Genomic DNA, 20439 nt, shown 5'->3' with positions numbered 1-20439 from the left:
CGCCGTGCGCTGGCTCAGGATCGCCATAGGTTTCACTGTCAGTCTGCTGACCTTGCTCTGCTTGTTTCCAGCCCAGGCTGCGGCACAAGGCAGTGGCTGGGCGGTATTGCTTGATGAACAGGCCGATCTGCAACTGAGCGACATCCGCTCGCCCCGCTACATCAATCAATTCAGCCCCATCGAACTGGACCGGATTACCGCCGCGCAACCGGACGGTGCGTTGTGGGTGCGCTTCAGGCTGCAACCCGGCAAGCACGAGCAGGTGCTACGGGTATTCGCCCCGGACCTGGCACACCTGAACCTGTACGTGCTCGACGGCGACACCCTGGTGGAGCAGCAAGCCACCGGCACCCGCCAGCCCCAGGCCGAGCGCCCGCTGCCCAGCAGCGATTTCATGCTGCCGATGCCCCAGAGCCAGAAGCCGCTGGACGTGTACCTGCGCATGGTCTCGGAACACGAGCTGCGCCCCTACATCACCCTGGAGCCCGCCGTACTCGCGGCGGCCAACCAGAACCAGACGCTGATCTACGGGTTGCTGTTCGGTTGCCTGGTGATGCTGATCCTGCACAACCTGACCCGCTACGCCTACCATCGCTCCCGCAGCAGCCTGTGGCTCGCCGCCTGCGAAGTGTTGTTGCTGCTCAGCCTGGCGCTGCTGCTCAACCTGGTCGGGCCGTGGCTGCCGAACTGGCACGCGGTACAGACCCCCGGTGCGTACCTCGCCCTGCTGCTGACGGCGCCGTGCGGGCTGATGTTCGCCTATCGCTTCTTTACGCCTCTGGGCCCGCATCCGCTGAACAAGCTGTTGATGGCGGACATCCTGTTGATCGTCCTGAGCGGGCTGTTGCTGTTGTTCGTCAATACGCTGCCGCTGAACATCATCACCTACGCGTTGGTGGCGCTGGCCGGCCTGAGCATGCTGTTCGTCTCGGCCTATCACTGGCAAAAAGGGTATCGCCCGGCGCGCCTGTTCATGGTGGCGATGGTGATTTTCAACATCGGCACGCTGATTATCCTGCCGGCCTTGCTGGGCCTGACATTGGTAGCGCCCCAAGGCTTGATCGTTACCCTGCTCGGTTTTATCTGCCTCAGCGGCCTGTTGATGAGCCTGGCCTTGGGCGAACGCCAGCGCGCCATCACCGAAGATAACTTCAGCCTCAGCCGCGACCTGGCCGCCAGCAATGCCGAGATCGCCGCCAAGGCCGAGTTCCTGGCGAAGATCAGCCACGAAATCCGTACGCCCATGAACGGCGTGCTGGGCATGACCGAACTGCTGCTGGGCACGCCGCTGTCGGTCAAGCAGCGCGACTACGTGCAAACCATCCACAGTGCCGGCAACGAATTGCTCACCCTGATCAACGAGATTCTCGATATCTCCAAGCTTGAGTCCGGGCAGATCGAACTGGACGACGTGCAGTTCGACCTCAACGCGTTGATCGAAGACTGCCTGAGTATTTTCCGCGCCAAGGCCGAGCAGCAAAACGTCGAGCTGATCAGCTTTATCCAGCCCCAAGTACCACGGGTGATCAGCGGCGACCCGACGCGCCTGCGCCAGGCGCTGTTGAGCCTGCTGGAAAACGCCCTGCAAAAAACCGATGAAGGCGAAGTGCTGATCGTGGTGGCGCTGGATGAGCGCAGCAGCAAACCGCGCCTGCGCATTGCGGTGCAAGACAGCGGCCTGCCAATGGAGCCCGCCGAGCGCGACGCCCTGCTGCACAGCGAATTGCACAGCAAGAATTTCCTGTCTGCTACACGCTTGAGCGGCCATCTGGGCCTGGTCATTGCTCGCCAGTTGATCCTGTTGATGAACGGCGAGTTCGGCATCAAGAGTGGCAGCCAACAAGGCAGCACCCTGTGGCTGACCTTGCCACTGGACCCGGAACGTCTCGAACATCCCACCTCCGACCTCGACGGCCCGCTCAAGGGCGCGCGCGTGCTGGTGGTGGACGACAACGACACCTGCCGCAAAGTGCTGGTGCAGCAATGCACGGCCTGGGGCCTGAACGTGAGTGCCGTGCCTTCGGGCAAGGAAGCCCTGGCGCTGCTGCGCACCAAGGCGCACCTGCGAGACTATTTCGACGTGGTGCTGCTGGACCAGAACATGCCCGGTATGACCGGCATGCAACTGGCGGCGAAGATCAAGGAAGACCCGAGCCTGAACCACGACATCTTGCTGATCATGCTCACCGGCATCAGCAATGCGCCGAGCAAGATCATCGCGCGCAACTGCGGGATCAAACGCATCCTCGCCAAACCGGTGGCCGGCTACACCCTCAAGACCACACTGGCCGACGAGTTGACCCAACGCAGCAAAGGCACCGTGCAACCGCGCCAGCAGGCGATCAGCGCGCCAGCGCCTGTGACGGTGCCGAGTGATTTCCGGATCCTGGTGGCTGAAGACAACAGCATCTCCACCAAGGTCATTCGCGGCATGCTCGGCAAGCTCAACCTGCAGCCGGACACCGCGAGCAATGGCGAAGAAGCCCTGCAAGCGATGAAAACCCAGCGGTATGACTTGGTGTTGATGGACTGTGAAATGCCGATCCTCGACGGTTTCTCCGCCACCCAGCAACTGCGGGCGTGGGAAGTCAGCAACCAGCGCATTCGTACGCCGATCGTGGCGCTGACGGCGCACATTCTTTCGGAACACAAAGAGCGTGCGCGCCAGGCCGGGATGGATGGGCACATGGCCAAGCCGGTGGAGTTGTCACAGTTGCGCGAGCTGGTGGAGTATTGGGTAGCACAGCGGGCACAACGCCCCGAGCACGCCCCGACTTCCTGACACGCCCAACCTGTAGGAGCGAGCTTGCTCGCGAAGAACCTGAGAGCGCCGCGTTAAACCAGAAAGCCCGCGTTATCGTTAACGACCTTCGCGAGCAAGCTCGCTCCTACAAGGGATCAGTGCAGCCCGTTCGTCACAGGCCTGATAAACTCCCGCTCGCCCTCCTTCGCTGTGAGCTCCCACCATGCTCCACGTGTTGTTCAGCGTTTACCTGAAGATGCTGGTGCTCTACAGCCCCTTCTTCGTGCTTTCCTGCTTTATCAGCCTGACCCGCGGTTACTCCAGCAAGGAGCGGCGGCGCCTGGCCTGGAAAGTGGCCCTCGCCACTCTGGTATCGAGCGTGTTGCTCTACCTGTTCGGCCGGGTGATTTTCAGTGTGTTCGGCATCACCGTCGACGCCTTCCGCATCGGCGCCGGCAGTGTGCTGTTTATCTCCGCGCTGGGCATGGCCCAAGGCAAATCGGCGGTGCAGACTGACAACGTGCAGCAGGACGTGACCATCGTCCCGCTGACCATCCCCCTGACCGTCGGCCCCGGCACCATCGGTGCGCTGCTGGTGATGGGCGTCAGCCAGCCGCACTGGGACGACAAGATCACCGCAATCCTCAGCATTGCGCTGGCCAGCCTTACGGTGGGCGTGGTGCTGTACTTGTCCAACCGTATCGAACGCATCCTCGGCGACCAGGGCTTGCAGATTGTCAGCCGATTGATGGGGTTGTTTGTGTGCGCCCTGGCCGCACAAATCATCTTCACCGGTGTACGCGGCTACCTGTTGCCGTAGGTCAGATCCTGTATTGGGCGATAGCCTGGCGGACCTTGTCCCCTGCGCTGTCGCGCAGCAGTTGGATGGTGGCTTCGTTGACCACCGAGCTGTTCAGCACCAGGCACGTGCGACCACTGAAGGCTTCAACGGACGCACTGTCCCACTCCAGAAACGGCATGCCCAACTGCTTGCTGACGCCGTGGGAACTGTAAGTCACCAGCACCATCGACACTTCCCCCGCCGTTTCCGAGCACGACGCCAAGCCGAAATCACCGCCCTCATGGGTCGTGATATTTCGTTTGAATAACTCAAATGAGGCCGGGAGTTGCTTCAAGGCTTCGATAGCCTCCCCCACCCGTTTGGGCAGAGCGCTGATCAATGGTCCCGACAGGAACGTCGAGGCTACCGTGGCCGCCACCAGGTTCAGCGCCGCCAACTGCACCGACAACCCCTTGCGAGTCGTGTAGACCCGCTCGAAACTGCTCCTGACCGGCATCCACCCAAGGCTGCTCATCACGTTGATGAATTCGTTGTACCAGGCCTCCGTGCCCCGGGCGATCCGCAACACATCGCTGACGTAGCTGCTCGCCAGCAAATAGCTTTTGCGGGTGTACTCCTTGTTGAGACTCGTCATGCCCTCCACGAACGACATGACGCTGTTGTTCACCACCGCCGCGTTCATCTCCTCATCCCCTTCGGGCTGCACCGCCGGGCTCAAACCCGACGGCAGGCTGGACGCGTCCGGAAGCCGGTAAGCGGCAATCAGCCTCCTCCTTTTTGCGCTGTTGATCCGTCTGTTGTTTCGCTCCATATCCATTTCTCCATAACCCCCAACATGGGGCTCAACGCCAACACTAGTCGAGTTGCCGGGGATTTTGAGCTGCTGGAAATTGACGACAGAACGCGCGGCGACACGCAGGAAAAATCACTGCAGGCGGCGCAGGTGAGTAAACGTTGGGGATGAACCGGTGGTGCGCAAAGGCGTCGTATTTTTCTTCAATCAGTAGAGAAAGGTATGACCCGTCCCGACGCAAAAAGCACTCGGCAAGCAGACCTTTCTTCCATCACCTGATGACTTTTTCAAGGCAGCCCCGTTGCGGGGCCACCCTTTTTCAGGAGGCCGGCTTATCGCCATACCAACGTGGCGTGTACACCCACTCGCCACCACCGGCCCGGGGAAATACGCAGGTGGTGGACGAACCGATCAGCACCATGGTGCGCATGTCCACCTGGTCCGGCGTCAGTTGCCCCAGCGTTGTGACGCGCAAGGTCTGGCCCGGGCGACCGATATCACGGCCCAGCACCACCGGCGTTTCGGCCGTGCGATGCTGCGCGACGATCTCCAGGGCGCGCCCCAACTGCCAGGGCCGAGCACGGGAAATCGGGTTGTAGAACGCCAACGCCAGGTCGGCCTGGGAAGCCAGGTCCAGACGCTTCTCGATGATCGACCAGGGCTTGAGGTTGTCCGACAGCGACATCACGCAGAAGTCATGCCCCAGCGGCGCCCCCGCCTGTGCCGCCGTGGCGAGGGATGCCGAAACACCCGGCAGAATCTCCAGGTCGACCTGATGCCAGGCCGGGTCGCTGGACTCGTGCAGGGCCTCGATCACCGCAGCCGCCATGGCGAATACGCCAGGGTCACCCGAGGACACCACCACCACCGAACGCCCCTGCGCCGCCAGCTCAAAGGCGTGACGGGCGCGCTGCATTTCTTCGCGGTTGTCGGTGCAGTGCTGGATTTGATCCGGGCGGAACGGCCCGGCCATGCGTACGTAGGTTTCGTAACCCAGCACGTCGGTGCAGCGGGCCAGTTCGGCCTTTACCGCCGGCACCATCAGTTCGGCAGCGCCAGGGCCCAAACCGATGACCGCCAGGCGGCCACGGGGACGTCCGACCTGGGACAGGTCCAGAGGTGCATCGGCCACCGTGATTGCGATGTCCGTTTGGGTCGGCAAACCGGCGAAGCGCAACGGCACGCCCAACTCGATTGAAGCTTCATGCAAAGACGAATCGGCCATCTCGGTTTCAGCCGCCAGCAAAACCGCCAGGGACTGCACGGCGAGCCCCGCATCCTGCAACGCCGCACGAATGCGCGCGGCCAATTGCGGCCCCGGCTGGCAGGTGACCAACACGTTCTTCGGATAAATCAGCAACTCATTGGCTGCAGGCGTGCGCTCGGCACTGCCGACGTGAATCGCCAGACGCGCCTGCTGATCTTGCGGTAAGTTGGCCTGATCCAGCCACGGCGCCGCGCCTTCAATACGTACCGATTCGCCAGCCAGCAAGTCGGAAACAAAGCGCTTGCCGAGCTCCAGATCGCCGAGCTGATAACCGCTGGGCGGGTTGAGCAGGCAGGTGCCGAAACGCAGTTCGCCACTGGTGGTGATCGCGGCGGCAACACCCAAGGCGGCGGCGATTTCCCGCGCCATTACATTCACGCCACCCAGGCCACCAAGCAGCGGCACTACGGCGCTGCCGTCTTCGGCAACCGCCAGCACGGCAGGCTCGACGCCCTTCTCCAGCAGCAGCGGCGCGAGGGTGCGGATCACAATCCCGGCGGCGCACAACGCGATGATCGGCGTGCCCTGTTGATACAACTGGCGCACGGTGGCGCCAAATTCGTTATAGGCCTGGTCTGCGCCCTCGACCCGTCCGGCCAGGCCGTGGATCAGTGCGTCGGGATACACCTGCTGGATAGCCCGGGCAGTGGCGAGGCTGCCCTGCCCCAGAATGACAATCGCGGGAGCCTTCATCAGCCTTGCCACCTTTCGCCGGGAACGATGATCAGCGAGAAGTACGGCGAAGAGGTTGGATCGACGTCGCTCAGGGCGACGATTTTCTGATTGGCCATGGTCGCGCGCTCGACGTACAAAGCCCGGCTCGCCAGCCCCAACTCTTCAAGCACCTGACGCACCTTGGTGAAGTTGCGCCCCAGCTTCATGATCACCGCCGCATCGGCATCCGCCAGGCGACGCTTGAGTTCGTCATGGGGCAATACGCCGGAAAGCACCGACAGGCTCTGGTTGCGATACACCAGCGGCGCACCCAGCACGGACGCGCCGCCGAGCATCGAGCACACGCCCGGGATCACCTGGGCTTCATAGCGCTCGGCCAGGCGGTCATGCAAATACATGTAGGAGCCGTAGAAGAACGGATCGCCTTCGCAGATCACTGCCACATCGCGCCCGGCGTCCAGATGTGCGGCCACGTCGACACTGGCGGTGTCATAGAAATCGCTGATCACTTGCTCGTACGACAGCGGCGCCGGCAACACTTCAGTGGTCACCGGGTACACCAGCGGCATCAGGGTTTGCTGTGGCACCAAATGGTCTTCAATAATGCCGAAAGCGTTGCCCTTCTTGCCCTTGGCCACGAAGTACGCCACCACCGGCGATTCGCGCAGCAGGCGCAGGGCCTTGAGGGTGATGAGTTCCGGGTCACCGGGGCCTACGCCCAGGCCAATCAAACGTCCGCGTGCCGGCATTATTCGACCTCCGTGGCCAAGGCGTTGACCGCGGCGGCGGCCATCGCACTGCCGCCCAGGCGGCCTTGCATGATCACGAACGGTACGCCGCGGCTGTCTGCCGCCAGCATCGCCTTGGATTCGGCGGCGCCGACAAAGCCCACCGGGAAACCGAGGATCAGTGCAGGTTTTGGCGCGCCGGCGTCGAGCATTTCCAGCAGGTAGAACAGCGCTGTCGGCGCATTGCCGATCACCACCACGCTGCCTTCCAGGTGCGGGCGCCACAGCTCCAGGGCGGCGGCGGAACGGGTGTTGCCCAGCTCGCGGGCCAACTCCGGCACGCTGTCATCGCGCAGGGTGCAGATCACCTGATTATTGGCCGGCAGGCGCGTACGGGTCACGCCTTCGGAGACCATCCGCGCATCACACAGGATCGGCGCACCGGCGGCCAGGGCTTCACGCCCGGCCTTGCCGGCACCTTCGGAAAATTGCAGGCCGTCGATGGCGTCGACCATGCCGCAAGCATGAATCACCCGCACGGCGAGCTTTTCCAGGTCGGCAGGAATGCGATCCAGCTTGGCTTCTGCGCGAATGATCGCGAAGGAGTTGCGATAGATCTCCTGACCGTCGCGGATGTAATCAATCATCGGTGTTGCTCCGTGGGTGGGCGCGCAACAAGGCGCCCGCCGCTTCAATAGAAAGAGTGCGCGCGCGCAGGCGGCCGAAACCGGGCTGGCCTGCGTCGCGAAAATAGAGGTCGTAGTGGCCTGGGCTCACGGCCAGCAAGGTGACGGGCGCGGTGTGTGCGGCCGCGCAGGACCGCGGGCAGCCGGACAGGTGCACGCTGTGGCCGGGCGCGAGCGTTGCCAATTGCAGGGCGTCGGTCTTGGTGTCGGCCAGGCCTTTGGCGCACCCACTGGAGCCGGTGCAGGCGATCAGGCGCGCCAGGGGTTGGTCCACCGAGCACAAAAAGCCAAGCCGTTCGAGGCGCTCAATGACCGCCGCCGCGTCACGGATATTGGGCAGCAGCAGGCCCTGCCATGGCGTGACACGCAGGGTGGCGTCGCCATGGTCGACAGCCAATTGTGCGGCGCCCCTGAGCATCGCCGAATCCAGGCGGCCCAAGGGTGCGACGGCGGCGACGTAGACCTGGTTTTTTTGGCGCTGTGGATAACTTCCCAGGTGCAGCGGCGCGGAGTTGGGGCGCCTTGAAAAGCCTTCAACCGGCTGCAAGGGCAGGTTTAGTCGCTCGATAAAGTTATCCACAGCGGTTTCGGCCAGCAGGTGGCGCATCCGGGTTTGATCGGGCCGGGCCAGTTCAAGGAACAGCTCCAGAACCGCCACCACCAGTGCATGCCCTTGCGCCAAAGGCACGGCGGCCAACGGCGAGTCCTGCGCCGGGCAGCCTGCCAGGCCGAACGCCAACAGCGTCTCGCCGTTGGCGTCGAATGCCGACAGCCACAGGTCGTGATGATGTTCGAGCATTGCCAGCGCTTCACCGCCGTCCAGTTGTACGGCGAACTTGGCCGACAGTTCATGGAATCGCGGGTGGGTTTCCAGGGTGGTAAGGATTTCGTCGGCCAGCGGCCGTGTGTCGAACAACATCTCGCGGTCAATCCCGGCGCTGGGGCTGAGCATCAGATTGCGCACATCGTCACCGGCGGCGCTCCTGGGGCCCAGGTCAGCCGCCAGCAAGGCGACGATCAATGCGTCGTGCCCGGCGCCTATTCCGCGAATTTGCAGGTTGGCGCGGTTGGTTGCCTCGATCACACCGCCGGCATGGGCCTGGGCCGCATCAGCCACGGCAAATGCCTGCTCGGCGCGGATCGAACCACCGGCCAGCTTGATCCGGCAAATCCCGCCGTCCAACGCCTGGACAATACGCAGCAACCCCGGACAGGCCGAGGGGCGCAAGGTATTGGACAGTGGTGTTGGTTTCACAGGGCTACCGGTTCACGGGTAAAGGCGCGGTATTATGCCTGCTTTGTCCGGCGGCATGAAAAGCCTGCCCGTCGGATGTCGTTCAAGGAATTCATATGTCGCCCTGGCTGACGGTAGTAGGCATCGGTGAAGACGGCTTCAAGGGCCTGGGCAGAAACGCCCGGCACGCCTTGTTACGCGCCTCGCGCATTGTTGGCGGCCAACGCCAGCTGGACTTGTTGCCGGTGTGTATCCGCGGCGAACGCCAGTTGTGGCCCAGCCCGTTTTCCCTGGAACCGGTGCTGGCCAAGCGTGGTGAAGCGGTGTGCGTGCTGGCCAGCGGCGACCCGATGTTCTATGGCGTAGGCGCGAGCCTGGCGCGGCAGGTGCCCGCCGATGAGCTGCTGATTTTGCCGGCGCCCTCTTCCGTGTCATTGGCGGCGGCACGTTTGGGCTGGCCATTGCAGGACGTGGTGACGCTGTCGGTGGTTGCCCGACCGTTGGCAGCGCTGAATGCGCACCTGGCCAGCGGCGTGCGTTTGCTGGTGTTGAGCAATGACGGCCAGAGCCCGGCGGCGATGGCGGCGCAGTTGGCTGAGCGCGGGTTTGGCGCAAGTCGCCTGAGCGTGTTTGAACACCTCGGCAGCCCGGATGAGCGGCGCATCGACGGCATCGCCCGGGATTGGCCAGGTGAACCGATTGCTGCCTTGAACCTGGTGGCCATCGACTGCGTGGCCGACGCTAACACCGCGCGCCTGTCACGCCTGGCGGGGCTGCCGGACTCGGCCTTCAAGCACGACGGCCAACTGACCAAACGCGACGTACGCGCCATGACCCTCGCCCGCCTCGCGCCGATGCCCGGCGAACTGCTGTGGGACGTGGGCGCGGGCAGCGGCTCCATCGGGATCGAATGGATGCGTGCTCACCCCAGTTGCCGCGCGCTGGCGATCGAAGCCGATGAAGGTCGGCAACTGTTGATCGAACACAACCGTGACGCCCTTGGCGTCCCCGGCCTGCAACTGATTCGCGGCACCGCGCCCCACGCACTCGCTGGCCTGGAAGCACCCGACGCAATCTTTATCGGCGGCGGCGTAACCCGCGACGGCGTCCTCGACACCTGCTGGCAACACCTGCGCCCCGGTGGCCGGCTGGTGGCCAACGCCGTGACCCTGCAAAGCGAAATGACCCTGATGGCCTGGCGCGAACAACACGGCGGCGAGCTGACCCGCATTCATGTGGCCCAGGCCCAACCACTGGGAGACTTTGATACCTGGCGCCAGGCGCTGCCGATCACCCTGCTGGAAGTGATCAAGCCGCTATGAAACGCATCCTGCTGCTGGGCGGTGTGACGGAAGCCCTGGCCATTGCCCGCACACTGGGCCCCGAGCATATCTACAGCCTGGCGGGTGTTGGCCGCGTCCCCACCGACCTTACGTGCCAGGTGCGCGTCGGTGGCTATGGCGGCGCGGAAGGTTTGGCGCAGTTCATTCGCGATGAAGGTATCGAGCTGGTGCTGGACGCGACCCATCCGTATGCCGCACAGATCAGCGCCAACGCCGCCCGTGCCGCGTGTGTGTGTGGCATTCCCTGCTGGGCCCTGCGCCGCCCGGCGTGGCAGCCACAGGCCGGTGATGACTGGCGCGAAGTCAGTGACTGGGCGGAGTTGATTGAAGCCCTCAAGCCATTCAAGCGACCACTGTTCACGCTGGGTCGCGAACCGTTGCAGCACCTCGACGAAATCCCCGCCGAGCAGTTCTGGACGTTGCGCGCACTGGATGTGTACCCCGGCAATGAACGCTGCGAAGTGATCGGCGCCCGTGGGCCGTTTTTGATCGAGGATGAACGGGCGTTGTTTGAGCGGCGGCAGATTGATGTGCTGATCAGCAAGAACAGCGGCAGCACGGCTACCGAGCCGAAGCTGGAGGTGGCACGGGAGCGGGGGGTGCCGGTGTTGGTGTTGAAGCGGCCGGTGTTGGCGGCAGTAGATCAGGAGCTTTTGTCGCCCGCAGAAACAATCGAGTTATTGGCAGATTTCATTCGATAGATCAGGATCATCGCCCACCTCTATCAACTCTATTTGTGACTAAAGGGACGGCGATGAATCCACAACATGAAGTGCTACACTCCAGAAACAGTTCAAGCCAGACTCAATTCTATTCAGGAGCTGACATGATAGACGTCAAAGAAGCCGTGCAAGTTGCGAAGGCCGCAGCCAATGATTTTCTCGGCCAGGAAACAGTGCTTCAGGACTTGATGCTTGAGGAAGTCGAGTTAAACCCAGGCGACAAAACATGGGCAATAACACTTGGCTTCAATGTTCCAGCCCCTGATAAATATGAACGGTTAGGCGCATCTTTAGCGGGACAAATGTACGCAAGAAAATATAAAACATTCTTCATTGACTCGGAGACTGGCGAGTTCCGCTCCATGAAGATTCGCGAAGTATGATCGAAACGTATATCCGGCAATATCGAAGAAAAGGAATCATAGTCGACACTAACCTGCTGCTCTTGGCACTGATCGGAGGCACACCCAGTATCGCAGGCTTCAAAAGAACAAGCGGATACACCGCCAAAGGTTACAAGCTTCTGCTGAATGTCATTGATCAATTCGAAAAGCTTATTTCAACCCCTCATATACTTGCGGAAGTCAGCAACCTTACAAATGGGCTTTATGGGAGCAAGCTACACGATTTCTACGCAACATTAAAAAAATCATTATCGACAGTCATTGAGATTCACTGCCCCGCTCTTGATATAAGTTGCGATTATGAGTTGTCGCCCTATGGCCTTACCGACGTCGGCATTATCTGTGCAGCCAAAGATAATTATCTGGTTTTGACAGATGACCTAAGAGTCGCTGGATTTGCTCATCAGCACAGCGTAGATGTCGTGAACTTCAATCACATACGGGAAGCAAGCTGGGACGTTTAAAGGCGTCTCACAGGATCATTCCCACACATCAGCGCAGGAACGATCGATCATCGAAGTGTTAAATGCGTTGTCCGGCACTTTCGTGCACCCGATCAGCCAGTAACTCCGCCAGTTCGATCAACTGAGCGACGCCCAACAACTCCTCCCGCTTCGATCCTTCCAGGCTAAACGCCAAGTCGCAACTCAGCGCGTTGGCCGAGGCGAGTGTTTCAATGAGGTTGACCAACAGGTCTTCGGTGCTGATCCCATCGGCCACGGTGAATAGTCGGACGGGGGGATTGGGGGTAGGTTTAATCATTGTGAAGCTCCTAAGGGACGTGGAGCTGCCACTGATCGCCGCGACGCGATGGAAGGTGGCAGCTGTGCGCAGGTTCGCGGACCGGTCCCTAGGCAACCCGGCATACCCGAAGGTATCCCGCGCACAGCCACCATAGCGCCGCACAGTAGACGATAAAAAAGCGCCAACTGAAAGCAGACGATGGCGCTTAGCGCCTATAGGGATCCGGGCCGCGACGCCCGACCGCTGAGTTTGCAGCGGTGTACGGAGACTAGAGATTGCGTTTCCTAGGGACAACCTCAAATCACTGTCGGAAATTTCTGTGGAGCATTCCCGTATCCAGGTTGCATGGAGGCCCAATGAGAAGCTGCCTACACCAACACCAGAACCCGCTGACTACCGGAATAAGTATTCCCTTGGCGATGATCTTCAACATTTCGTCCACCGACGTTAAACATGAGGTTCATCGCATGACTGAAAAATCCCGTCCCCGACGCTTAACTCGACCTGCTGAACATACGATTATCGAACACATAATCGGGAATCCCGAGCTTGCGCACGCGCTTGGCCTTGAAGCGGACGCATTGAAATCAGATGAGCCCGACGTCGCAGCACGATTAAACCAATGGCTGGAAAAAGCCCAATGCCTGCCTGACACAAAGACACAGTTCACGCGCTTCGATGCTGCAAACCATCTACGCACACAAGAAGAGATCGACGCTTATCTGGAAGCCTGCATCGAAGAAGACCCAGGCGATGGTTCATTGGTCAGCACAGCGCGAGAGACCATTGCCCGAGCAACCCGCAGGCTGAATACCAGGCAATAGCCGAATACAATCCCTCAGTTCCCGTCTATCCTCAAACCCAGCACTGCGACACCAAACCACACCGCGCCTTTTTACTTATCCCCCCCGATCAGGCTAAATACCCACCTGATCGTTTAACCCTACGGATTGTCCGCCATGGCCCGTCAACGCTTTGCAATTGCCTGGATAGCCTGCCTTGCAGTGCTGTTCAACGCCTTTGCCATGCCGATGGCGAGTGCGATGCAGCAGGCGGATGACCCGGTCAAGCAATTGCTGTGGGGCAGTTTCTGCTCCTCCAACGGCACGAAACTGACGGCCATTGCCCTGGGCAAGCTGGAGATACCGGCGCCACAGCAGGACGATCACTCCACCATGCAGCATTGCTGGTGCTGCTCGGGCTCGGCGCCTCTGGTCGCGCTGCCTGGGCACACACCCAACCTGTATTTTGCTCGATTCGACGCGGTGCAAGACCTGCCGCCGCCGTCATTGCAATCCCCTACCCCGCGCCAGCAATGGCCGAGCCTTAACCCCCGCGCCTCTCCAACGGTCTGATTTCTTCGCAAGTGAACTGCGTTTAGAACCGTTCTGGAGAACTGCCATGCTCAAATCTTCCCTGCTTCTGGCTGCGTTGTTGCTGCCGGTGTGTGCTGCCGCCAATGCCGAAGACTTCAAGGTCGGCGAACTGGTGGTCAGCGAACCCTGGTCCCAGGAACTGCCGCCCAACGCGCCGACCGTCGCGGCGTATTTCGTGATTCATAACCAGGGCGAACATGCGGATCGCCTGCTCAGCGTCGACACGCCCGTGGCCGCCAAGGCCGAGCTGCATGAGCATGTGATGCAGGGCGACCTGATGAAGATGCAGCAGGTGACCAGCGTCGCGGTGCCGGCCAAAGGTGACCTGACGTTCGCCCCCATGGCCTACCACGTGATGCTGCTGGACCTGAAGGACCGCAGCGTTTTGCGCGACGGCCAACATTTCCCGCTGACCCTGAATTTCGAGAAAGCCGGGCCTGTAAAAGTGGAAGTGTCGGTGCAGAAGCAACCGCCCATGGCCGGTCACGAGCATATGCACGCCCAGTAGATAAACCTTGATGGGCGCCCCACGCGCCAGGTTGTCCCCGCACCGCCGTAAGCCTGTAGGCCTCATGCGCGGCAGCTGGATCAGCCTGTTCGCCATGCTGATGATCTTTATCGGTCCGCTGATTTCCCAAGCGATGCCGATGGATCATCACGCCGGTATGTCCATGGAAATGCCCATGGACGGCCCGAGTTGCCATGGCGACGCAAAGCCCCCAGCCGAACACAGCAAGGCCCCCGACGAGCATCACGTGCTCTGGGAAAAGTGCGGCTATTGCAGCCTGCTCTTCAGTTGCCCCGCGCTGCCTGGCAGCGTGTCGTTCGTCACCCTCGGCAGCCCGCCGCCCGCCAACGCCCTGACCCCCGCCCCACGCCTGGGCCATGCCCGGCAAACCGTCTTCCCCGGCGCCCGCAGCCGCGCCCCGCCCATCATCGCGTAAGCACTTCACACCGTTACTTCACCCCGGCCGACTTTAGACAGACAGCCGCAGGCTGCTGGCCGTGTTGTTTACGAATGATTGATGGAATTTTTCATGTCCAGGTTTTCTGCTGACACCCGTTTGGGACGTACTCCCGTGTTCGCCGTTTTGTGTGGCGCGCTGCTGGTTCCACAGGCCCACGCCGACGAGCACGCCGACCACAATGAACTGAGCCCGACGGTGATCACGGCGATCGCCCCCAGCTCGCCGCTGACCGTCGTCACAAACCCGAAAGACCCGCGCCAGCCAGTGCCCGCCAGCGATGGTGGCGACTACCTCAAGACCATCCCCGGCTTCGCTCTGGTGCGCAACGGCGGCACCAACGGCGACCCGGTGCTGCGGGGCATGTTCGGTTCGCGCCTGAATATCCTCACCAACGGCAGCATGATGCTCGGTGCCTGCCCCGGCCGGATGGACGCGCCCACCTCCTATATCTCGCCGGAAACCTACGACAAGCTGACGGTGATCAAGGGCCCGCAAACCGTACTCTGGGGCCCTGGTGCTTCAGCCGGCACGATCCTGTTCGAGCGCGAGCCCGAGCAGTTCGGCGAGCTGGGCACGCGGGTCAACGCCAGCATCCTGGCAGGCTCCAACGGGCGCTTCGACAAAGTCGTCGATGCGGCGGCGGGCGGGCCGCTGGGTTATGTGCGGGTGATCGGCAACCAGGCCCACGCCGATGACTACAAGGACGGCAACAACGACACCGTCGCCTCGCGCTACGACAAGTGGAACGGCGACGTGGCCGTGGGCTGGACCCCGGACGCCGACACCCTGCTGGAACTCACCGCCGGCCGTGGCGATGGCGAAGCCCGCTACGCCGGGCGTGGCATGGATGGCTCGCAGTTTTTGCGCGAGAGCCTCGGATTGCGATTCGAGAAGTCGAATATCGGCGAGGTGCTGGATAAGATCGAAGCGCAGGTCTACTACAACTACGCCGACCATGTGATGGACAACTACACCCTGCGCGTCCCGTCGGGCACCGGGATGATGGCCGGCCCCATGGCGTCCAACGTCGACCGCCGCACCCTCGGCGCACGCATCAAGGCCACCTGGCGTTGGGCCGATGTGCAGTTGATCAGCGGCCTTGATGCACAAACCAACGAGCACCGCCAACGCAGCGCCATGGGCGTCGACACCTACAAGGACCTGCCCCGCAGCAAGGACGCCAACTTCCACAACTACGGGGTATTTGGCGAACTGACCTGGTACGCCGCCGACCGCGACCGCGTGATCACCGGCGCTCGTGTGGACCGCGCCTCGGCCAAGGATTTCCGGCAAGCCATCGGCTCCGGGATGATGAGCAGCCCTAACCCCACCGCCGACAAAGCCCGCGCCGATACCTTGCCGTCGGGCTTTGTGCGCTACGAGCACGACCTGGCCGACAGCCCGACCACCCTGTACGCCGGCCTAGGGCACTCCGAACGTTTCCCGGATTACTGGGAGCTGTTTTCCCCCAACACCGGGGCGGTCGGTTCAGTGAATGCCTTCGATGGCGTGAAGCCTGAGAAAACCACCCAACTGGATTTCGGGCTGCAATACAAATCCGCAGATCTGGACGCCTGGGCCTCGGGCTACGTTGGCCAGGTGCGCGACTTCATCCTGTTCGATTACCAGCCGGGCATGATGGGCACCACTTCCCAGGCGCGCAATGTGGATGCGCGAATCATGGGCGGTGAATTGGGCGCCGCATACAAGCTGACCGACAACTGGAAAGCCGATGCCACCTTCGCCTACGCCTGGGGCAAGAACAGCAGCGACGGCAAACCGCTGCCGCAAATCCCGCCGCTGGATGCGCGCTTCGGGCTGACCTACAGCCAGGACGACTGGAGCGCCGGCGCCTTGTGGCGGGTGGTCGCGGCGCAAAACCGCATCGACCAGAACAAGGGCAACGTGGTCGGCAAGGACTTCGACAAGAGCTCGGGGTTTGGCGTGTTCTCGCTGAACGCGGCGTATCGCATCAACAAGAATTTCAAGGTCAGCACCGGCGTCGACAACCTGTTCGGCAAGGCATACGCCGAGCACCTGAACCTGGCCGGCAACGCCGGGTTCGGCTACCCGGCCAATGACCCGCAAGCCATCAAGGAACCGGGGCGCACGCTCTGGACCAAGGTGGACATGAGCTTCTAATGCCCAGTGCAGGAGCGAGCTTGCTCGCGAAAATCACCAACGATAACGCGGGGCTTCTGTATGACCGCGGCGTCCTCAGGTTCTTCGCGAGCAAGCTCGCTCCTACGGGATTGCGTTCATCAACGAATAACCAAAATGCCTTTGCGGAGCAGCCCCTGATGAGTACACCCAAGATTTCCTTCTACAACCTGGCCTGGCGTTGGCATTTCTACGCCGGGCTGTTTGTCGCGCCGTTCATGGTGCTGCTGGCCCTGACCGGCATCATCTACCTGTTCAAACCCCAGCTCGACCCGCTGATGTACGGCAACCTGCTGACGGTGCAAAGCGCCGAACACGCACTGAGTGCCGACGAACAACTGCAACGCGCCCAAGCCGCCTATCCCCAAGGCAAAATCAGCAAGTACCTGCCACCTGCCGACGCCACCAGCAGCGCGCAATTCGTGATGCGCAACGACGGGCACGAAGCGACGGTATTCGTCGACCCGTATCGCGGCACCGTGCTCGGTGAACAGGATTCCAAATACAACCTGCAAGCCATCGCTCGTGCGCTGCATGGTGAGTTGATGATCGGCACCATCGGCGATCGCCTGGTGGAACTGGCCGCCGGCTGGGGCGTGATGCTGGTGATTTCGGGCCTGTATCTGTGGTGGCCGCGAGGCAAGTCGGCGGCCGGTATTCTGTGGCCACGACTGGGCAGTCGCGGCCGCTTGTTCTGGCGGGATTTGCACGCGGTCGCCGGCTTCTGGGGCGCGGCTTTCCTGCTGGTGATGCTACTCAGCGGTATGACCTGGACCGGCTTCTGGGGCAAGCAATATGCCGAACTGTGGAATACATTCCCGGCGGCGATGTGGAACGACGTACCGCAGTCCGACCAGCAGGCCCGCAGCCTCAACACCGCGAGCCAACAGACCGTGCCGTGGGCCATGGAAAACACGCCGATGCCGATGTCCGGCGAGCATGCCGAGCACATGAAGCACGCCGGCATGAGCCAGGGCCCGGCAGCCCCGAGTATCCGCCTGCAACAGGTGGTAGACCTCGCCAGCTCACGCAAGGTCGAGCCCGGCTACAGCATCACCTTCCCCACCACCGCCGAAGGCGTGTTCACTATCGCGGTGTTTGCCAACGACCCGCGCAACGACGCGACCCTGCATGTGGACCAATACACCGGCAAGGTCCTGGCCGATGTGCGCTGGGAGCACTACAACAGCGTGGCACGGGTTACCGAATCCGGCGTGATGCTGCACGAAGGCAAGATGTTTGGCGTGGTCAACCAGATCATCGTGCTGCTGATCTGCCTGATGATCCTGCTCAGTGCAGTCAGCGGCCTGGTGATCTGGTGGAAGCGCCGGCCGCAGGGTGGGCTGGGGGTTCCACCGTTGCGCCATGACCTGCCGAAATGGAAAACCGCGATGGCGATCATGCTGGGGCTGGCGATTGTCTTTCCGCTGGTGGGCGCCTCATTGATTGTGGTCTGGGCGTTGGATCGCCTGGTGCTTTCACGTCTGTTTGGCCAACGTGAATCTGCTTCAGGTTCAGCGTGAAACAGACGAGATGCCCTGCCTAGAGGCGTTATGTAGTCTTACGCGGGCTTTCGCCCACGCCGCAATAAGTGTTATATTGTAACACTTATTGCGTTCCCCCACTCGCCGCGCCTGCGGCGAGTACCGCCTCGAAGAAGCGATTTATCGTCCGATGAACAAGTACCTCGCGTCCGGCCTGTGCCTGCTCGCCCTGCAAAACAGTGCCCAAGCCCTGACGCTTCCCGCCAGTGCCGTCTCCGCCCCAGCCGTCGACGACGAGCGCGTCGACCTGCAAACCCCGACCACCGCAGGTTCGCGCTTGAACCTCACTGCCCTGCAAACCCCGGGCAGCGTTGAAAGCCAGACCGGCAAGCAGATTCGCGCACGGGGCGATGCCACGGTGCAGGACGCCATTTCCCGGGCCACCGGCATCAGCCGCACCGGCACGCCGGGCGACGGCGGCACCTCGTTGTCGGCACGCGGTTTCACTGGCCAGAGTTCGGTGCTGCAACTGTACGACGGCGCCCGCATGTTCGATGGCGCGGGCACTTCCACCTTCCCGGTAGACACCTGGTCTGTGGAGCGGGTGGACGTACTGCGCGGTCCGGCCTCGGTGATGTACGGCCAGGGCGCCACCGGCGCGGTGATCAACACCCTCCCGAAGAAACCCTTCGAAGGCGAGATCGAAAACCATATCCGCCTGGGCTACGGCTCCTATGACCGCCAGCAGCAAGCCCTCGACAGCGGCGGCTCGCTGACCGACACCCTGAGCTATCGCCTGAACATCAACCGCCTGCGCAGTAACGGCTTCATCGACCGTGGCGACTCCAGCAGCGACTTCGTCAGCGGCGCCCTGCGCTGGCAGGCGGCGGACAACCTGAGCTTCACCCTGGCGTCCGACTACGGCGACCAGACCCCGCAAAACGACTACGGCACGCCGCTGATCAACGGCCAGTTGCACAAGGGCCTGCGGGACAAAAACTACAACGTCAGCAACGATATCCAGCACTACAACGACCAGTGGACACGCCTGACCAGCGAGTGGCAGATCAACGACAACGTCACCGCCACCAATGAACTGTCGTACCTGAAAAACCAGCGCCGCTGGCAGAACGCCGAGAGCTACAACTATGTCGACGGCGGGCTGGTACGCCAGAGCTACCTGGGCATCAAGCACAACCAGGAACAGATCGGCGACCGCCAGACCTTTACCTTCAAACACACCCTGTTCGGCCTCGACAGCCAGACGGTGACCGGCGTCGAGTACAACCGCATTCGCTTTCGCCTGGCCAGCAACTCGCCGTTCGATGACCTGACGAACGCCGGCCAACCGGTGGACATCAACCGCCCGGTACCGCAACCGTTTGAAAGCGCCAGCCCCTTCGTTCCGCAGTCCGTCAGCACCACCAAACAGCTGGCTGCGTTCGCCGAAAACCGCCTGCAACTGACTGATCAACTGTCACTGATCACCGGCGTGCGCCGCGACTACGTGCACATCGACAGTGACTCCCTGGTGGATGGCAGCGACGCCAACAAGACCTTTACCGGCAACAACTGGAAATCCGGCCTGGTCTACGCGATCACCCCGGACACCTCGGTATACGGCCAGTACGCCACCAGCACCGACGGCGTCGGCAGCCTGATTACCCTGAGCCCGAGCCAGCAGCAGTTCGGCCTGTCCACCGCCAGGCAAGCCGAGATCGGCCTCAAGCAGGCGTTCTGGGACTCGCGGGGTGAATGGACGCTGGCGGCCTACCACATCGTCAAAAAGAAGCTGTTGGTGAGCATCCCAGGCACCACCCTCAAGGAACAAATCGGCCAGCAATCCTCCAACGGCCTGGAAGCCAGCCTCGACCTGCAACTGCCGAACGCCTGGCAGTTGCAAGCCAATGCAGCCATCGTGCGTGCGCAGTACGACGACTTCTCTGAAGTGGTCAACGGCCAGGCAGTGTCTCGCAACGGCAACCGCCCCACCGATGTACCGCACCGCACCGCCAACCTGTGGCTGAGCAAGGCCATCACTGACGACGTTCGCGCCGCTGCCGGGGTGCGTTATGTAGACTCGCGTTTCGCCAACGCCGCCAACACCAGCGAAGTGCCGAGCTACACCGTGGTCGATGCCACCGTGTCGTGGAAAGCCATGCGTAACACGACATTGGGCCTGCAATTGAATAACCTGTTTGACCGTACCTACGCCGTCAGCCAATACAATGACGGCCAGCAATGGATCCTGGGTGAACCCAGGTCGTTCTTTGTGACGGCGGACTACACCTTTTAACTGAATGCGACACT

19 protein-coding genes are annotated in these 20439 nt (G+C 61.9%); 13 read left to right on the top strand and 6 right to left on the bottom strand.

Annotated elements, in window-relative coordinates:
• The first annotated feature begins 4 nt into the window (after positions 1-4).
• Together SNL23_RS04135 and SNL23_RS04130 are read left to right on the top strand one after the other, a co-directional pair.
• On the top strand, positions 5-2782 hold the full coding sequence (locus SNL23_RS04135) for a hybrid sensor histidine kinase/response regulator (protein WP_318301688.1): 2778 nt from the start codon (positions 5-7) through the stop codon (positions 2780-2782).
• 184 nt (positions 2783-2966) lie between these two features.
• Positions 2967-3563 (top strand): MarC family protein, encoded by a 597-nt coding sequence (locus SNL23_RS04130; protein WP_318301687.1) that lies wholly within the window; start codon positions 2967-2969, stop codon positions 3561-3563.
• Position 3564: 1 nt separating this feature from the next.
• Here the strand turns inward: SNL23_RS04130 and SNL23_RS04125 are convergent, their stop codons facing one another.
• The 5 genes from SNL23_RS04125 to cobG all read right to left on the bottom strand — a co-directional run bounded on the left by SNL23_RS04125 (position 3565) and on the right by cobG (position 8949).
• Positions 3565-4356 carry a hypothetical protein gene (locus SNL23_RS04125; RefSeq protein ID WP_318301686.1) on the bottom strand — a complete coding sequence of 264 codons (792 nt, stop codon included), beginning with the start codon at positions 4354-4356 and terminating at the stop codon, positions 3565-3567.
• 301 nt (positions 4357-4657) lie between these two features.
• Entirely contained in the window at positions 4658-6298 is a 1641-nt protein-coding gene (gene cobJ / locus SNL23_RS04120; RefSeq protein WP_318301685.1) for a precorrin-3B C(17)-methyltransferase, read from the bottom strand.
• Positions 6298-7029 (bottom strand): precorrin-2 C(20)-methyltransferase, encoded by a 732-nt coding sequence (locus tag SNL23_RS04115; RefSeq protein WP_088424735.1) that lies wholly within the window; start codon positions 7027-7029, stop codon positions 6298-6300. Before SNL23_RS04115 ends, cobJ begins: the two co-directional genes overlap by 1 nt.
• The gene (locus SNL23_RS04110) at positions 7029-7655 is read right to left on the bottom strand and encodes a precorrin-8X methylmutase (protein WP_010174005.1); all 627 of its coding nucleotides are present in this window, start codon (positions 7653-7655) and stop codon (positions 7029-7031) included. The genes SNL23_RS04115 and SNL23_RS04110 overlap by 1 nt, the downstream gene beginning before the upstream one ends.
• Complete coding sequence (gene cobG, locus SNL23_RS04105; protein WP_167664862.1) at positions 7648-8949, bottom strand: precorrin-3B synthase; 1302 nt, start codon at positions 8947-8949, stop codon at positions 7648-7650. Before cobG ends, SNL23_RS04110 begins: the two co-directional genes overlap by 8 nt.
• 95 nt (positions 8950-9044) lie before the next feature.
• On the opposite strand from cobG, the gene cbiE reads away from it, so the two are divergent.
• From cbiE to SNL23_RS04085, 4 genes are all read left to right on the top strand, one after another.
• Positions 9045-10250 carry a precorrin-6y C5,15-methyltransferase (decarboxylating) subunit CbiE gene (gene cbiE / locus SNL23_RS04100; RefSeq protein ID WP_076017988.1) on the top strand — a complete coding sequence of 402 codons (1206 nt, stop codon included), beginning with the start codon at positions 9045-9047 and terminating at the stop codon, positions 10248-10250.
• A complete protein-coding gene (locus SNL23_RS04095; RefSeq protein ID WP_076017989.1) occupies positions 10247-10972 on the top strand; it encodes a cobalt-precorrin-6A reductase in 726 nt (241 codons plus the stop codon). The genes cbiE and SNL23_RS04095 overlap by 4 nt, the downstream gene beginning before the upstream one ends.
• A 125-nt stretch (positions 10973-11097) precedes the next feature.
• Complete coding sequence (locus SNL23_RS04090) at positions 11098-11376, top strand: hypothetical protein (protein WP_076017990.1); 279 nt, start codon at positions 11098-11100, stop codon at positions 11374-11376.
• Positions 11373-11861 carry a PIN domain-containing protein gene (locus tag SNL23_RS04085; RefSeq protein WP_318301684.1) on the top strand — a complete coding sequence of 163 codons (489 nt, stop codon included), beginning with the start codon at positions 11373-11375 and terminating at the stop codon, positions 11859-11861. The genes SNL23_RS04090 and SNL23_RS04085 overlap by 4 nt, the downstream gene beginning before the upstream one ends.
• Before the next feature lie 58 nt (positions 11862-11919).
• On the opposite strand, the gene SNL23_RS04080 is transcribed toward SNL23_RS04085, so the two are convergent.
• Entirely contained in the window at positions 11920-12159 is a 240-nt protein-coding gene (locus SNL23_RS04080; protein ID WP_076017991.1) for a DUF6124 family protein, read from the bottom strand.
• Between the two features lie 395 nt (positions 12160-12554).
• Here SNL23_RS04080 and SNL23_RS04075 point away from each other — a divergent pair, with 395 nt between their 5' ends.
• From SNL23_RS04075 to SNL23_RS04045, 7 genes are all read left to right on the top strand, one after another.
• Complete coding sequence (locus SNL23_RS04075; RefSeq protein ID WP_167664857.1) at positions 12555-12965, top strand: helix-turn-helix domain-containing transcriptional regulator; 411 nt, start codon at positions 12555-12557, stop codon at positions 12963-12965.
• Positions 12966-13100: 135 nt separating this feature from the next.
• A complete protein-coding gene (locus SNL23_RS04070) occupies positions 13101-13496 on the top strand; it encodes a DUF2946 domain-containing protein (protein ID WP_318301683.1) in 396 nt (131 codons plus the stop codon).
• A 46-nt stretch (positions 13497-13542) separates the two neighbouring features.
• Positions 13543-14025, top strand: a complete 483-nt coding sequence (locus SNL23_RS04065) for a copper chaperone PCu(A)C (RefSeq protein ID WP_076017993.1) — start codon at positions 13543-13545, stop codon at positions 14023-14025.
• Between the two features lie 64 nt (positions 14026-14089).
• A complete protein-coding gene (locus tag SNL23_RS04060; protein ID WP_167664855.1) occupies positions 14090-14461 on the top strand; it encodes a DUF2946 domain-containing protein in 372 nt (123 codons plus the stop codon).
• A gap of 93 nt (positions 14462-14554) precedes the next feature.
• On the top strand, positions 14555-16627 hold the full coding sequence (locus SNL23_RS04055) for a TonB-dependent copper receptor (protein WP_318301682.1): 2073 nt from the start codon (positions 14555-14557) through the stop codon (positions 16625-16627).
• A 158-nt stretch (positions 16628-16785) separates the two neighbouring features.
• On the top strand, positions 16786-18168 hold the full coding sequence (locus SNL23_RS04050; protein WP_318301681.1) for a PepSY-associated TM helix domain-containing protein: 1383 nt from the start codon (positions 16786-16788) through the stop codon (positions 18166-18168).
• 151 nt (positions 18169-18319) lie between these two features.
• Positions 18320-20425: a TonB-dependent receptor gene (locus tag SNL23_RS04045; RefSeq protein WP_318301691.1), complete on the top strand. Its 2106-nt coding sequence runs from the start codon at positions 18320-18322 to the stop codon at positions 20423-20425.
• Positions 20426-20439: the final 14 nt, after the last annotated feature.

Source organism: Pseudomonas sp. SED1 (assembly GCF_034044025.1).
In the GTDB taxonomy this organism is placed as follows: domain Bacteria; phylum Pseudomonadota; class Gammaproteobacteria; order Pseudomonadales; family Pseudomonadaceae; genus Aquipseudomonas.
Note: the sequence above shows the minus strand (reverse complement) of the source record. Positions and strands in the feature narration are given on the sequence as shown.